This is a genomic window from Siccirubricoccus phaeus, from assembly GCF_008360935.1.
Lineage (GTDB): Bacteria > Pseudomonadota > Alphaproteobacteria > Acetobacterales > Acetobacteraceae > Siccirubricoccus > Siccirubricoccus phaeus.
The window spans coordinates 45,526-60,063 of the sequence record NZ_SRXO01000024.1 but is presented as its reverse complement, the minus strand read 5'-3'; the positions used below and the strand labels follow the sequence as shown (position 1 = coordinate 60,063).

General features: G+C 71.9%; 12 protein-coding genes. 6 read left to right on the top strand and 6 right to left on the bottom strand.

Annotated elements, in window-relative coordinates; genetic code table 11:
- Nucleotides 1-12 precede the first annotated feature (12 nt).
- Nucleotides 13-777, top strand: a complete 765-nt coding sequence (gene truA, locus E5N76_RS24670) for a tRNA pseudouridine(38-40) synthase TruA (RefSeq protein ID WP_149540154.1) — start codon at nucleotides 13-15, stop codon at nucleotides 775-777.
- A gap of 165 nt (nucleotides 778-942) precedes the next feature.
- Here truA and E5N76_RS24665 read toward each other — a convergent pair whose 3' ends face one another.
- Entirely contained in the window at nucleotides 943-2,379 is a 1,437-nt protein-coding gene (locus E5N76_RS24665) for an amidase (RefSeq protein WP_149540152.1), read from the bottom strand.
- Entirely contained in the window at nucleotides 2,376-2,588 is a 213-nt protein-coding gene (locus E5N76_RS24660; protein ID WP_149540150.1) for a hypothetical protein, read from the bottom strand. The genes E5N76_RS24665 and E5N76_RS24660 overlap by 4 nt, the downstream gene beginning before the upstream one ends.
- Before the next feature lie 377 nt (nucleotides 2,589-2,965).
- Between E5N76_RS24660 and E5N76_RS24655 the strand changes: the two genes are divergently transcribed.
- The 4 genes from E5N76_RS24655 (at nucleotide 2,966) to E5N76_RS24640 (ending at nucleotide 7,344) form a co-directional block, all read left to right on the top strand.
- Complete coding sequence (locus E5N76_RS24655) at nucleotides 2,966-3,937, top strand: hydroxyacid dehydrogenase (protein ID WP_149540148.1); 972 nt, start codon at nucleotides 2,966-2,968, stop codon at nucleotides 3,935-3,937.
- Nucleotides 3,934-5,100 carry a mandelate racemase/muconate lactonizing enzyme family protein gene (locus E5N76_RS24650; RefSeq protein WP_149540146.1) on the top strand — a complete coding sequence of 389 codons (1,167 nt, stop codon included), beginning with the start codon at nucleotides 3,934-3,936 and terminating at the stop codon, nucleotides 5,098-5,100. The genes E5N76_RS24655 and E5N76_RS24650 overlap by 4 nt, the downstream gene beginning before the upstream one ends.
- A complete protein-coding gene (locus E5N76_RS24645; protein WP_149540144.1) occupies nucleotides 5,100-6,236 on the top strand; it encodes a mandelate racemase/muconate lactonizing enzyme family protein in 1,137 nt (378 codons plus the stop codon). The genes E5N76_RS24650 and E5N76_RS24645 overlap by 1 nt, the downstream gene beginning before the upstream one ends.
- A gap of 148 nt (nucleotides 6,237-6,384) precedes the next feature.
- Nucleotides 6,385-7,344: a Bug family tripartite tricarboxylate transporter substrate binding protein gene (locus E5N76_RS24640; protein WP_149540142.1), complete on the top strand. Its 960-nt coding sequence runs from the start codon at nucleotides 6,385-6,387 to the stop codon at nucleotides 7,342-7,344.
- A 206-nt stretch (nucleotides 7,345-7,550) separates the two neighbouring features.
- Here E5N76_RS24640 and E5N76_RS24635 read toward each other — a convergent pair whose 3' ends face one another.
- The 3 genes from E5N76_RS24635 to E5N76_RS24630 all read right to left on the bottom strand — a co-directional run bounded on the left by E5N76_RS24635 (nucleotide 7,551) and on the right by E5N76_RS24630 (nucleotide 10,737).
- Entirely contained in the window at nucleotides 7,551-9,518 is a 1,968-nt protein-coding gene (locus E5N76_RS24635; RefSeq protein WP_149540140.1) for an AsmA family protein, read from the bottom strand.
- A 149-nt stretch (nucleotides 9,519-9,667) separates the two neighbouring features.
- Nucleotides 9,668-9,838, bottom strand: coding sequence for a hypothetical protein (locus E5N76_RS29815; protein WP_187830373.1), 171 nt, complete (start codon nucleotides 9,836-9,838; stop codon nucleotides 9,668-9,670).
- A 182-nt stretch (nucleotides 9,839-10,020) separates the two neighbouring features.
- Nucleotides 10,021-10,737, bottom strand: coding sequence for a DUF1194 domain-containing protein (locus E5N76_RS24630; RefSeq protein ID WP_149540138.1), 717 nt, complete (start codon nucleotides 10,735-10,737; stop codon nucleotides 10,021-10,023).
- Between the two features lie 112 nt (nucleotides 10,738-10,849).
- Here E5N76_RS24630 and E5N76_RS24625 point away from each other — a divergent pair, with 112 nt between their 5' ends.
- The gene (locus tag E5N76_RS24625; protein ID WP_187830372.1) at nucleotides 10,850-11,653 is read left to right on the top strand and encodes an alpha/beta fold hydrolase; all 804 of its coding nucleotides are present in this window, start codon (nucleotides 10,850-10,852) and stop codon (nucleotides 11,651-11,653) included.
- A gap of 45 nt (nucleotides 11,654-11,698) precedes the next feature.
- On the opposite strand, the gene E5N76_RS24620 is transcribed toward E5N76_RS24625, so the two are convergent.
- The gene (locus tag E5N76_RS24620) at nucleotides 11,699-14,521 is read right to left on the bottom strand and encodes a PAS domain-containing protein (RefSeq protein WP_149540134.1); all 2,823 of its coding nucleotides are present in this window, start codon (nucleotides 14,519-14,521) and stop codon (nucleotides 11,699-11,701) included.
- Between the last annotated feature and the right edge of the window lie 17 nt (nucleotides 14,522-14,538).

The following is a 14,538-nucleotide window of genomic DNA, read 5'->3' as shown; positions in this document are numbered from 1 at the left end:
TGGGGGTGGCCGATGCCCCTCTATGCCCTGACGCTGGAATATGACGGCGCCCCCTTCGTCGGCTGGCAGCGGCAGGAGAACGGACTCTCCGTCCAGCAGGTGCTGGAGGAGGCGGCAGCGAAGCTGAATGGCGGGGAGCTGCCCCTCGCCGTCGCCGCCGGCCGCACCGATGCCGGCGTACATGCCGAGGGCCAGGTGGCGCAGATCGCGCTGACCCGCGAGCTGCCGCCGGACCGGCTGCGGGAGGCGCTGAATTTCCACACCCGGCCCCATCCCGTCTCCGTGCTGCGCGCGGCGCTGGCGCCGGAGGGGTGGAATGCGCGGTTCTCCGCCGTGCGGCGCGGCTATCGCTACCGCATCCTCAACCGCCGCGCCCGGCCGGCGCTGGAGGCAGGGCGGGTGTGGCATGTGCAGCAGCGGCTGGACGTGGCGGCGATGCATGCGGCGGCGCAGAGGCTGCTGGGGAAGCATGATTTCTCGGCCTTCCGCGCGGCGGCTTGCCAGGCGAAATCGCCGCTGCGGACGCTGGAGAGGCTGGATGTGGCGCGGCAGGGCGATGAGGTGGTGATCACCGCGGAGGCGCGCAGCTTCCTGCATCACCAGATCCGCAACCTGGCGGGGACGCTGTTCGAGGTGGGGATGGGACGGCGCGGCGAGGCGTGGCCGCGGCAGGTGCTGGACGGGCGGGACCGGACCAAGGCGGGGCAAACGGCGCCGGCGGAGGCCTTGGTATTCGCGTTCGTGCGCTATGAGCCGGAACCGGCGTGGTGTGATTGAGGGAGGGCTCTGCCCTCCCTCAAACTCCCACCCGCCAAGGGCCGAAGGGCCCTTGGAACCTTTGAGTCTTGGACCCGTCGGTCGAAGCGCAAACCTATAGGTTTCCAAAGGCCCTTCGACCTTTGGCGGGGAGAGTTTGAGAGGGGCAGCGCCCCTTTCAAGCGGTCACAGCAGTGGCGACTTCTTATGCCAGTCGGTCACAAGCTGGAACGCATCCCCCGCCCGCAGCACCGTGGCTTCGGCAAAGGGCCGCGCCGCCAGTTGCAGCCCCACCGGCAGCCCGCGGTCGTCGAAGCCGCAAGGCACGCTCAGCGTCGGCAGCCCGAGATAGTTGAAGGGTCGGGTATTCGCCGAGACCGCCATGAAGCGCGACCAATTCGCCGGATCGGCGTCGATATCCGTCTCCGCCAGCGTCGGCACCCTGGTGCGCAGCGTCGGCGTCGCCACCACGTCGAACCCCGTCAGCGTCTCCGCCACGAATTGGCGAAGCAGCGGCCCGCGCCGCGACAGCGCCTCGATGTACAGGTGGCCGGGGATGGCGAAGCCGCCATAGATCCGGCTGCTGAGATGGATGGCGTAGTCGCCCGGGAATTCCCGCATCCAATTCGCATGGATCGCCGGGCTTTCCGTGCGGCTGACCAGCGATACATAGGCCGCCACCGCCTGCATGCTCGGCGCCTTCACGCGGGTGATGCTGGCGCCGCGATCCGCCAGCACCTGCAGCGCCGCCTCGAAGGCGGTGACCACCGGGGCATCAGCGCCGTCGAAGAAATAGCTCTCGCAGACGGCGATCTTCAGGCCCTTGACGTCGCCGGTCAGCGCCGCCTCGTAATCCGGCACGGCTTCCGGCGCGCTGGTCGGGTCCTTCGGGTCCCGGCCGGCCGTCACCTTCAGGAAGCGCGCCGCGTCGCGCGCCGTGCGCACCAGCGGCCCGACATTGTCGCAGGAGAAGGAGAGCGGCATCACCCCATGCCGCGAAACCCGCGTCTGCGTCGCCTTCAGCCCCGTCACGCCACAGATCGTCGCCGGCAGCCGGATGGAGCCGCCCGTGTCGCTGCCCAGCGCCGCGGTGAAGAACCGCGCCGCCACGCCCGCGCCGGAACCGGAGGAGGATCCGCCCGTGCAATAGGCGAGGTTCCACGGATTGTGGCAGTCCCCGAAATGCGCGTTGTGGCCGGTGGGGTTCTGGGCGAATTCCGCCATGTTCAGCGTGCCCATGTCGAGCGCGCCTGCCGCATCCAGCCTTTGCAGCACCGTCGCCGTCACCGGCGGCACGAAATCCTTGCGGATCTTCGAACCGCAGGTGCTGACCTTGCCGGCGCGGTAGTACATGTCCTTGTGCATCATCGGCGCGCCGGCGAGCGGGCCGAGCGCCACGCCGCCCGCCCGCGCCTTGTCCTGCGCCGCCGCGGCTTCCAGCGCCGCCTCCCGGTCCAGCCGGATCACGGCATTCACCTTGCCGTCATGCGCATCGATGCGGGCAAGGCAGGCGCGCAGCATCGCCTCCGCCTTGATGTCGCCGGCGGCGAAGGCATCCGCCGCCTCCGTCATGGACAGCGCGGCGAGGTCGGAGCTGCCAAGGGGAGAGATGGGTACGTTCATTGGCCCGGCTCCTTGCACTCGCGCAGCGCGGCTTCGAAGCTGCTCGGCTCATCCTCGAACACCATGCTGCCGCGCAGCGCCGCCAGCTCGGCCATCAGCCCCTCGAAATCCACCAAGCCCTGCCGGGCCGCGGCATTCGGCACCGAAACGCCGCTCCAGCGGCGGATCGCCTCCATCATCGGCACCACGAATTCCGGTTCCACCGGCATCTGCTCCCCCTTTCGGCAATGGCGCCGGTATTCAGCGCCTCGCGGCCAGGGGTAGCAAGCCGCGTGCCCACGTGGCAGCCTGGGCGCAACAAACGGGGAAACGCGGCCATGGAGGTCACCGGGATCACCAGGCAGGCGAAGGCGGAAAAGCCCTTCGTCCCGGCCCGCGGGCGGGCCTCTGCCGCCCGCGCCTCCCACATCGTCGGAACGACCGCGCGCCGGGCCCGGGTGCCGACATCGGCCGCGACGCCCTGCCCCTCATCTGGATCGCACAGGATTTGAGAAGGGCGCCGCGGCACTGCCGCAACCCCGCCTCGAACGCCATCCGCAAAGGCCGAAAGGCCCGTCGAACCCTTTAGTTCGGAGCTCGTCCGCCCATGCAGGTCGTCCTGACGGAACCCATCGAACCCGGCGGCATGGCCGTCCTCCGCGCCGCGGGGCTCGACATCGTCGAGGGCCCGGGCGGCGAGCAAAGCCCGGAGCAGCTCCGCACCCTCTGCCGCGACGCCCACGCCGTCATCGTGCGCCAGAAACTGCCGGACGACCTCGCCTCCGCCTGCCCGAAGCTGCTCATCGCCGCACGGCACGGCGTCGGCGTGGACCTCATCCCGGTGGAGAACTGCACCGCCAACGGCGTCCTCGTCACCAACGTGCCGGGCGCCAATGCGGATGCCGTCGCCGAATTCGTCATCGCCCAGATGCTCGCCGCGGCACGCCGCGTCGAGACCATGAGCCGCGTCCATCTGGAGGAGGGCTGGAAGCCCGGCCGCGCCATCGCCGGCAGCGCCACCGAGCTGCGTGGCCGCACCCTCGGCATCGTCGGAATCGGCGCCATCGGCTCGCGGCTGGCGGAGATCGCCCATCACGGCTTCCGCATGCAGGTGCTGGGCTTCCAGCGGCGGCGCGAGGCGCTGCCGCCCTTCGTCGAATACGCCGACCTGCCCGCCCTCTTCGCCAGCAGCGACTATATCGCCCTCGCCTGCCCGCTGACGCCGGAAACCAGGGGCCTCGCCTCCGCCGCGCTGATCCGCAGCATGAAGCCCAGCGCCTGGCTGCTGAACGTCTCCCGCGGCGCCGTGGTGGAGGAGGACGCCCTGGTCGCCGCGCTGCGCGAAGGCGCCATCGGCGGCGCGGCGCTCGACGTCTATGCGGTGCAGCCGCTCGGCGCACAGCACCCGCTGCGGAAATGCCCCAACGCCATCCTCTCCCCGCATGTCGCCGGCCTCTCGCGCGAGAGCGCGGCGAAGATGAGCCAGGTGGCGGCCGAGGAGGTGGTCCGCGTGCTGCGCGGCGAGCGCCCGCGCAACCTCGTCAACCCCGAAGCCTGGGACGGGAGGCGCCGGCCATGAAGATCACCAGGGTCCATGCCACCTGGGTCAGCGTCCCCATCCCGCCGGAGCGCCAGCACCTCTCGGATTACGGCAAGCAGCCCAGCTTCGACAGCGTCATCATCCGCATCGAGACCGATGCCGGCCTCACCGGCTGGGGCGAGGCCAAGGCCGGCGTCGCCAGCACCGCCGCCTGCGGCGGCCTCGCCGCCATCATCAACCGGGACATGGCGCCGCTGCTGCTGGGCGAGGATCCGCGCGACATTTCCCGTCATTGGGACGTGCTCTACAACGCGCCGCGGCAAGGCTTCGCCCTTGACCGCGGCCATGTCTTCCCTGCCCTCGGCCGCCGCGGCCTGTCCATCAGCGCCATTGCCGGCATCGACACGGCGCTGTGGGACATCCTCGGCAAGTCGCTCAACGCGCCGGTCTGGCGCCTGCTCGGCGGCCGCCGCGCAGAACGCATGCCGGCCTATGCCTCGGGCGGCTGGGCGCCGGAGGAGCGCATCGGCGAACAGCTCCTCGGCTACGTCAGGCAGGGCGGCTTCCGCGCCGTGAAGATGCGCGTCGGCAGCATGGACGGCCCCGTCGCCCGCTCCGCCGCCCGGGTCCGCGCCGCCCGCGCCGCCCTCGGCCCGGAAATCGGCCTCGCCGCCGACGCGCATGGCACCTGGACCGTCTCCGAGGCGAAGACCTTCTGCCGCATGGTCGAAGACTGCGACCTGATGTGGTTCGAGGAACCCGTCACCGCCGATGACAAGCAGGGCCAGGCGGAAGTCCGTCGCAGCAGCGCCGTGCCCATCTCCTCCGGCGAGAGCGAGTTCACCCGCCACGATTTCCGCGAACTCGCCGAGCTCCGCGCCGCCGATGTGCTGCAGCCGGATCTTGCCATCGCCGGCGGCATCACGGAAGGCGTGCGCATCGGCGCCATCGCGTCCGCCTTCAACCTGCGCCTGGCGCCGCATCTCTGGTCCGGCGCGCCGGCCTTCGCCGCCGGGCTGCATCTCGCGGCCAGCCAGAGCGCCGGCTTCATCCTGGAATACAGCCTCGGCCACAACCCGATGCTGCACGACCTGATCGAGGAGCGCTTCCCGGTGGAGGATGGCTTCGTCGCCGTCCCGGACCGCCCCGGCCTCGGCATCACGGTGAAGGAGGCGTTCCTCGCTCAGCACGGGAGGGAATGATGAAGATCCGCGAGATCAAAGCCTACCCCACCAGCTTCCCCGTCCCGCCGGGCGGCGTCCGCCTCGGCATCGGGCAATCGGTGAAGCGCGACTGCGTGATGGTGAAGGTCACCACGGAGGATGGCATCACGGGCTGGGGCGAGAGCCATCACGGCCGCGCCCATACCGCCATCGCCCGGCTCATCGAGACCACGCTGAGCCAGCTCATCCTCGGCATGGATGCGGCGGATACCACCGGCATCTGGGCGCGCATCTACAAATACCAGCTCGGCAGCCATGGCATGGGCGCGGCCTGCGCCATGGCGATGTCCGGCATCGACATGGCGCTGTGGGACATCAAGGGGAAGGCGGTGGGCTGGCCGCTCTACCGCCTGCTCGGCGGCGCCCGCCGGCCGGTGCCGGCCTATGCCGGCGGCGTCGCCCTGGGCTACCAGCCCCCGGCGCAGCTCGTCGATGAGGCGGCGCCGCTCATCGCGGCCGGCTATCGCGCGGTGAAGCTGCGGGTCGGCGATACGGTGGCCGACGACATCGCCCGGATGGAGGCGGTGCGCCAGGGTTTCGGCGAGGGCCTCGCCATCCTGACCGATGCGAATACCGGCTACGGCATCGCCGATGTCCGCCGCGTCATGCCGGCGATGGATGAGCTGGATATCGGCTGGCTGGAGGAGCCCTTCCCGGCGCATGACCACCATCTCTACGCCCAGGCGGCCGAGCATGGCCGCACGCCGCTGGCCGCCGGGGAGAACCACTTCACCCGCTTCGAATTCACCCGGGTGCTGGAGGATGAGGTCATCACCATCTGGCAGCCCGACCTGTCCAAATGCGGCGGCATCACGGAGACGCTGCGCATCGCGGCCATGGCCAGCGCCTTCAAGATTCCGGTGAACCCGCATTCCTCCATGACGGGCGTGAACCAGGCGGCCTCCATCCATCTGCTCGCCGCCATCGAGAATGCCGGCTATTTCGAGGCCGACGTCTCCCGCAACAACCTGTTCCGCGACCAGCTCGGCAGCGAGCCCTGGCGCGTCGGTGCCGACGGCAATGTGCTGCCGCTGGAGGCGCCCGGCATCGGCGTGGAGGTGGATGAGGCGTTTCTCGTTGCCCATCCGGCGATCGAGGGACCAGGATACGTATAGCATTCCCCATGACGTCGCTGCGCGCCGTCATGGGGGCCGCGGGGGTCGCCGTATTCCCTGAGCATCGCACAGCCTGAAGCGGCGAAGCCGCTTCAGGACACCAGGCAACGACCTGGGCAACAACCGACAAGACGGGAGGATACTTCGGATGAGACGCCTGCTGCTCACGCTGTTGCTGCTGCTCGCCGCGCTGCCGGCGCGGGCGCAGGATTTCCCCAGCCGCGACATCCGCATTCTCTGCGGCTTCGCGCCCGGCGGCACCTGCGACCTGCTCACGCGGCTGCTGGCGGAACACCTTTCGCCCATCTTCAAGGTGAATGTGGTGGCGGAGAACCGCACCGGCGCCTCCGGCATGATCGCCGCCGATACGGTGGCGAAATCCGCGCCGGACGGCCATGTGGTCGGCCTCGCCACCATGGCGATGCACACCATCCTGCCGGTCATGCCCGGCATCCGCATGCCCTTCGAGGTGGATCGCGACCTGACGCCCATCGCCAATGTGGCGAATATCTACAATGTGCTGGTCGCCAACCCGAACGGCCCCTTCCGCACCATCCCGGAGCTGATCGCCCATGCCAAGGCCAACCCCGGCAAGCTGAGCTATGCCAGCGCCGGCAATGGCAGCAGCCAGCACCTGGCCGCCGAGCTGTTCCTGCGCCGGGCGGGGATCGAGATGCTGCATGTCCCTTATCGCGGCGGCGCGCCGGCCATCGTCGATATCGTCGCCGGGCGCACCGACATGATGTTCGGCAATTTGCCCGAGTTCATGGGCCAGATCCGCGATGGCGGGCTGCGCGCCGTGGCCTTCGGGGCGCCGCGCGCCAGCCCGCTGCTGCCCGGCGTGCCGCTGATCTCGGCGACGCTGCCGGATTTCGCCATCCGCAATTGGTTCGGCATCGCCGGGCCCGGCCGGCTGCCGAAGCCCATCCTGGACCGCTGGGTGGCGGCGCTGCGCCAGGTGGCGGCGGATCCGGTCTTCCAGCGCCGCATGGCGGAGAACGGCATGGAGGTGATCGTGGACGATCCGGACAGCTTCGCCTCCACCATCGCCCAGGACCGGCAGCGCTGGGGTGAGGTGATCCGGCAGGCGAATATCCGCGCGGACTGAGCTTCGCTCATTAGGATCGGAGCTCCGCCCGTTGGCGGCGGGCCGCCAACCTCCGCCGGGGAGGATACTCCTCCCCGGCCCCTGGTGTGAGTCGGCAGGTTCAACCTGTCGGGTCTAGAACTCTCACCGGGGTCCGGGGAGGGGTCCCCTCCCCGGCGGGGTCCAGGGGCAGCGCCCCTGGCGGGGGCAGGGGGCGGAGCCCCCATTCACCTCCCCCGCCGCCGCCCCGCCTCGGTCAGCGCCTCGCAGCGGTTATTCTCCCCCACGCCGAGTTGGATGGTCGGTAGCAGCGCCAGCGGCGGGAACAGCACGCCGAGTCCCGCCGCCGCCCCGGCCCGCGCCGCCAGCTCCCCGACCGCCGGCCGGATGGAGGGTTCCTTGAACCGCCCGGTAATGCCGATCGGCGTCGGCAGGGAGCCGATGGAGAACCGCTTGCTCTCCGTCTTCATCCAGATATCCAGCGTCTCCCGCGACAGCGAGGCGTCGCCGCCGCCGCTCACCAGGTAGCTGTCGGTGTCCAGCATCAGGGTCCGCAGCTGAAGCTGCCCGCGCCGCAGGCCGAAATCCCCGATCAGGCACTGGATCTCCGTCCGCGCCGGGATGCCGAGGGCGGAGAGCAGCGCATTGCCGAATTGCAGGCCGGAGAGATCGACCAGCAGCGAGGAGAGGTTGCCGCCCACCGTCACCACCGTCAGCGCCCCGTCGCCCCGCCCCAGCAGCTCCGCCAGCGACCGGCCGGTGGCATCGATGCGGCCCACCCCGCCGAGCGAGCCAGCGCCCCCCGCCCCCGCCGCCCGCATCAGGCGGGAGATATCGACGCGCCGCAGCTCGATCTCCGCCTGGGCCCGCAGCGCGCCGTTCTCCTGCGGCGTCAGCGTCGCGGTGGTGCCGATGCCGCCCTGGCCGATGCCGAAGCGCAGCGGCCGCAGCCGGATCACCCCGTCCTCGATGTCGAGCCGCGTCTCCATGCTGTCGAAGGGCATGCCGCGGCCCTTGATCTGGGCGGCGCGGTAGCGGAGGTGGACATCGGCGAAGCGCAGCCGCGGCACGCTCACCGGCGTGTCCGGCAGCAGGCGCGGGCTGGCTTCCTGCCGCGCCGCCTCCCGCCGCTGCTCCCGCGTCGCGCCGGGCGTGTCGGGCCGCACCGGCTCGGCGCCGATGAAGCCGCCGAGATCCTCCAGATCGACGCTGCGGGAGGTGAGGTCGGCCGCCAGCACCGGCCGCGCCCCGCCCGGGGTCACGGCGAAGGCGCCGTTCAGGTCACTGTTGCCCATCCGCCCCGCCACCTCGGTGAAGCGGAAGGCGCCCTCGTCATGCGCATAATCCAGCTTGCCGGTCACCCGGAAGGGCGGGGTGGGCGGCAGCGGCAGGCCGAGCAGCGGCGTCAGCCGCGCCATGTCCGGCCCGACGAATTCCAGCCGCAGATTCGCCCCGCCGAAGGCCAGCGGGTCCTGCAGCGTGCCCTGCAGCGCGACGCGCGTCGGGCCGTTGGCCAGGCGCAGCTCCACCGGCCAGGGCTGGCTCGGATCGCGCAGGTTGAGGATGGCGCCGCCGCGCAGCTCTCCGGTGATGGGCTGGGCGGCGTAGGTGCCTTCGGCGCGGGCCAACAGCCGGGGCGGCTCGCCCTCTGGCTCCTCGGTGGCGAGGGTGACGGTGAAATCCGCCTTCAGCCCGGCGAGCAGCGCATGCACCCGGGCGTCGCGCAGGATCAGCGCGCCGATCTGCGGCGGGGGGCGGCTGGCGGCCGGCTCCCCCTCCGCAGCCGCGGGGAAGCTGAAGCTGTAATTGTTCTTGCCATCCTCCTGCGCGCGCAGCGCGACGTCCGGCCGTTCCAGCGCCACCGAGGGGATCACCACGCTGCGGTCGCGCAGGAAGGCCATGGCGTCCAGCGCCACGCGCAGCCGCGGCACCGCGGCCAGCGGCCGGTCCGCCTCGAAGCCCGGCGGGTTGCCGATGGTCAGCCCTTCCAGCGTGACGATGGTGGTGCGGCCCAGCCCGACATGCAGGTGCTGGATGGTCACCGGCCGGCCGAGCGCCGCGCTGGCCTGGGCCTCGGCGATGGGGATCAGCCAGTCCCAGCGGAACAGCAGGACGAGCAGCAGCAGCGCCGCCAGCGGCAGGCCCAGCCCCAGCCCCCATTTCGCCTTCCTCGACCAAGCGCGCCGTTGCGCCATCGCTCCCGGCCTCCTGCCGGGAAAGCGCATCAGCGCCGCCAGGGTTCAGTGGGGGCGGGTCGGCGGGGCGGCAGTTCCGCCGCCACCCGCTCGCAATGGGTCAGCACTTCCCTGCCTCGTCAGGTTCCAGGTGGTGATGCCGCCCACCATCAGCATTGCACCAGGCCCTCCGCCAGCTCCTCCAGCGTCGGGTCGAGGCGGATGGCGTTGGCGGCAGGCGCCCTGGCGCCGAGATTCTGCCCCACCAGCACGTCCAGCAGGGCGAAGATCAGCTCCTTGGTCTTGAGGTCGAGGGCACCGCCCGCGTCCCGGTCCCGCATCAGGGAGGCCCGCAGCAGCCCGCAGCCGGCGAAAGCCCAGGGGGGGCGTGGCGGAGCCGCGGCTGGAAACTGTCCGGCACCCGGCCATGGCTGGCCCGGAGGTGGCGATGCCGGCGGCGAGCGCCGCCCCGGTCAGGGTCTCGCGACCCACGCCATCCTCCTCCGGGGAGGTCCGGCTCGCATCATGCGATTTCGCGCACCAGCTTGGCGCGCAGGGCGCGGGCGATGTCTCGCCGGTCCGCCGCCGTCACCACGAAGGCGCCGGGACCGCCGATCACCTCCCGCCGGTAGCTCTCCTCCAGGGGCTCGCCGTAGCGCGTCACCTGGCTGTTGGCGCTGACGGCCAGGGCGTTGATCTGGATGCCCGCCGCCACCGCCGCATCCCGCGCCGCCGGCGCGCGGCGGTGGGAGCGCATGTCGGGCCCGTCGCCGGAAAGGTCGATCACCCGCTCCGCCGCCGGGAAGGGCGCCGCCTGCAGCAGCCGGGCGCAATGGTCCAGCGCGTCGCCGATGGCGTTGTAGCTCTGCTGGCTGCGCGGCGCGGCCAGCACCGCCTCGGCGAGCGCCCGGGCGGAGGCGGCATCGGCGACGCGCATCCAGTCCACCACCGTCTCCGCCCCGCCTGGCGCGCCCCATTCCACCATGGCGACGCCGATCGCCGCGCGCGGCCGGGACTGGATGGCCGCGATGACCGAGGGGTGGGAGAGCGCCTCGGCATAGCCTTCCCGCTGCAGCTGGAACTCATCGGCATCGATGGAGCCGGAGGCATCCACTGCCAGCACCAGCAGCAGGTCCAGCTCCGCCGCCTGGGCGAGGAGGGGCTGCGCCGGGGCAGCCCGGGAAGCGACGCAAGGGGCGATGATGCCGGCCGGCATGGCGAGGAGGCGGCGACGCTGCATCGGGGGCTCCGCGGCGGGAATGATTGCCAGATGGGCGCCCTGGCGCCGGCGCCAAGGCTTGGCGGGCGGCAGGGCCGGGCGCATCCTGCCACCGCAAGGGAAGGGATGTGCCATGCCGAGCCGGACCATCGAAGGATATGAGCTGAGCTATGCCGAATCCGGCGCCGGGGACCCCGTGGTGCTGGTGCATGGCACGCTGGGCGACCAGCGGAGCTGGGCGCGGCAGATGGCGCCGCTCGGCGAGTACTACCACGTCATGGCGCTCTCCATGCGGCATTGCTGGCCGGGCGGCTGGACCGAGGGCGGGGATTTCACCATCGACCGGCATGTGGCGGATGTGGCCGCCTTCATCCGCAGCCTGAATGCCGGGCCGGTGCGGCTGGTGGGGCATTCCCGCGGCGGGCATATCGCCTTCCGGGTGGCGGAGCGGCATCCGGCGCTGCTGCGCGCTTTGGTGCTGGCCGAGCCGGGCGGAGAGCTGGATGAAAGCCTGGGCGGCAAGCCGGCCGCCGGGCAGCAGGCCGGCGCCTTCGCCGAGGCCGCCGCCCTGGTGGCGGCCGGCGACGAGGAGGGCGGGCTGAAGCGGGTGGCGGAACACACCGGCGGCCCCGGCGCCTGGGAACGCCGGCCGGAGGAGCGCAAGGTGATCTCGCGCGACAATGCCCGGACCATGCTGGGGCAGATGCATGAACGGCGCCGCCCCTATTCCCGCGCCGCGGCGGAGGCGATCCGCACCCCGACCCTGCTGGTGGTGGGGGAGCGGACGCTGCCGAATTTCGTCGCGAATGCGGATGCGCTGCAGCGCTACATCGCGGGCGCGGAGCGGGTCGGCATTCCGAATGCGGCGCATTCGATGAACTACGACAATCCGGGGGCCTTCAACGCGGCGGTGCTGGAGTTCTTCTCCAGGCATTGAGCAAGGCGGCGCCAGGGCTCCAGGGGCGTTCTTTGCTTCGCCCCCTTACTGCGCCCCGACAGCCGCCCGCGGCCGCCAGGCCGGCGCGCCCTGGCGCGCCGCGGCGCCGCCCTCCACCGGCTCCTGCCGCCGCAGCGGCAGGCACAGCTCGCAGCGCAGCCCATCCGCCAGCCACAGCCTTTCCAGCGAGCCGCCGAGCTGCCCCTCCACCGTCTGCTGGATGACGCGCGAACCGAAGCCCCGCCGCCCCGGCGCCGCCACGATCAGCGGCCCGCCCGTCTCCCGCCAGATCAGCGTCAGCGCCCGGCCATTCTCGTCCAGCCGCCAATTCACCGTCAGCAGCCCGCCCGGCGCCGAGAGCGCGCCGTATTTCACCGCATTGGTCGCCAGCTCATGCAAGGTCATGCAAAGCGGCTGCACCGCCCAGGCCGGCACGGTCAGCGGCGGGCCGACCAGCAGGGCGCGCGGCGCGCCGACGCTTTCCGGGCTGAGGAAGGGCTCCAGCTCCCCCTCCACCATCCGCCGCAGCTCCGCCCCTTCCCAGCGGCGCTGCGCCAGGGCGGTCTGTGCCCGGGCCAGGGCCGCCACCCGGCCCTCCACGATCCGCACCAGCTCCGTCGGGCTTTCCGCCTTGGAAAGCCGCAGCGCCGCCTGCACCACGGCGAGCGCGTTCTTCGCCCGGTGGTCCACCTCCCGCATCAGCAGCTGGCCGCGCGCCTCGGCGGCCTTGCGGGCGGTGATGTCCATGGCGATGCCGACCAGCCGCACCGGCCGGTCGCCGACGAAGCGGAGCTGGCCGGAGGCGGCGATCCAGCGCTCCCGCTTGTCCGCGATGCCGATGACGCGCAGCTCCACCTGGTAGATGCCGTCGCCCCCCGCCGCCATGGCCCGCCGCAGCGCGGCCCGGCGGCCTGGCCGGTCCTCCGGATGAATTGCCTCCAGGAAGCGGCGCCGGGTCACCGCCTCGCCCTCCGGCAGGGACCAGAGGGCGCGCATCCGCCCGTCCCAGGTCACCCGCCCGGTCAGGTAGTCGTAGTCATAGGTGCCGAGCCGCGCCGCCTCCTGCGCCAGGCGCAGCCTTTCCTCGCTCTCGGCCAGCGCCGCCTCGGCCCGGTGGCGGGCGGTGATGTCGAGGCAGACGCCACGGATGCGGGCCGGCAGCGGGCCCTGGCCGGGATCCCGCTCCGCCTCGCCCCGGGTGAGCAGCCAATGCTCCGAGCCATCCGGCCAGAGCACGCGGAATTCGAGGGCGAAGGCGCCGCCTTCCACGGCCAGGCGGCGATGCTCCTCCACCACCCGGATCACATCCTCCGCATGCACCCGGGTGAGCATGGCGGCGAAGTCGAAGGGCGCGCCATGCGGCAGGCCGTAGAGCATCGGCAAAGCGGGGTCGGTGTCCACCAAGCCGGTCCGGTCGATCTCGAAGGCGACGACGCCGCTCGCCTCCTGCGCCCGGCGCAGGCTGGCCTCGCTGCGGGCGACGTTCAGCTCCACCTGGCGCAGCTCGGTCAGGTCGGTCCGGGTGCTGACGAAGCCGTTGGGCCGGCCGGTGCGCGGGTCGTAGCGATAGGTCCAATGGTTGCCGGTGATGATGGGGGTGCCGTCCTTGCGGCGCTGGCGCAGCTCCCCCTGCCAGCTCCCCTCCCGCCGCACTGCGGCGATGACGGCGCGGATGCCGCCTGGCGGCAGGATGGTGCCGAGGATGTCCTGCGCCCTGCGGCCGAGGATCTCCTCCCGCGTCCAGCCATAGAGCCGCTCGCAGCCGGCGGACCAGTGCAGCACCCGGCCCTTGAGGTCCACGATCATGCTGGGGGAGAGATCGAGCGCGTCGGTCACCTCGCGCAGCGCCGCGGTGCGCTCCTCCACCCTGGCTTCCAGCGTGGCATTGGCCGCCAGCAGCGCCCCCTGCTGCTGGCGGACCAGCAGGCCGAGGCCGAGCAAGGCGAGGCTGGCGGTGAGGCCGAGGCCGAATTGCGGCAGCACTTCCCGCCACCAGAGCGGCAGGATGGCGGCATCCGGGCGATAGGCCAGGGCGAAGAGCGGAAAGCCCTCCAGCCTTGTGGCGGCGATATGGCCCGGGCCGGCCGGGCCGCGGATGCTGGCGCTGACGCGCCGCGCCTCCCCCTCCCCCGGGGCGGCCCGGGCCAGCAGCGTGCCGGGCGGCAGCGGCGCCCCGCTGCGGACCAGCAGCCCGCCATCCGCCCGCAGCAGGCCGATGGAGGTGCCGGGCGAGGCCTCGAATTGCCGCAGCCCCTCGGCCAGCGGGTCGGGGAAGACGGAGAGGTTGACGACGCCGTCGAAACTGCCGGGGGGCAAATGGTTGCCGGTCTGGGTCCGTCGCCGGCTGACGGCGAAGAAGGGCTGGGTATCGAAGGGCCCGGCATGCAGGCGGCTGACATAGAGCTCCGGCGCGTCCGCCGCCTGGAGCTCCTGAAAGAAGTCGCGCCCCGCCGCGGTGCTGTCCTCGGTCGCCTCCGCCTCCCCGGCGGCCACCAGGGGCACGCCGTGGCGGTCCAGGATGAAGCTATTCTCCACCTGCGGCAGTTCGTCCACCAGGTGCTGCAGCGCCGCATGCAGCTCCGTCCTGCGGTCGATGATTTCGGCATCGGACAGGCCGGCGACCAGCGCGTCCATCTGGCGTGCCGCCAGGGCATAGGCCAGCAGCACGCGCATGCCGTATTCCGCGGCCGCGTCGGCGCTGCGCTCCAGCTCCACCCGGGCTTCCCGCCACACCCCCTGCCAGGACCGCCAGGCGCCGGCCGCGGCGACCAGCAGCGGCAGGGCGACGATCACCGCGAGCAGCAATGGGCCCATGCGCCAGGGCGGCGCCATCACGTCAGGGCTGGGCTCCAGGCCCGGTCGCTGCATCAGCTCTCCAACTCCGC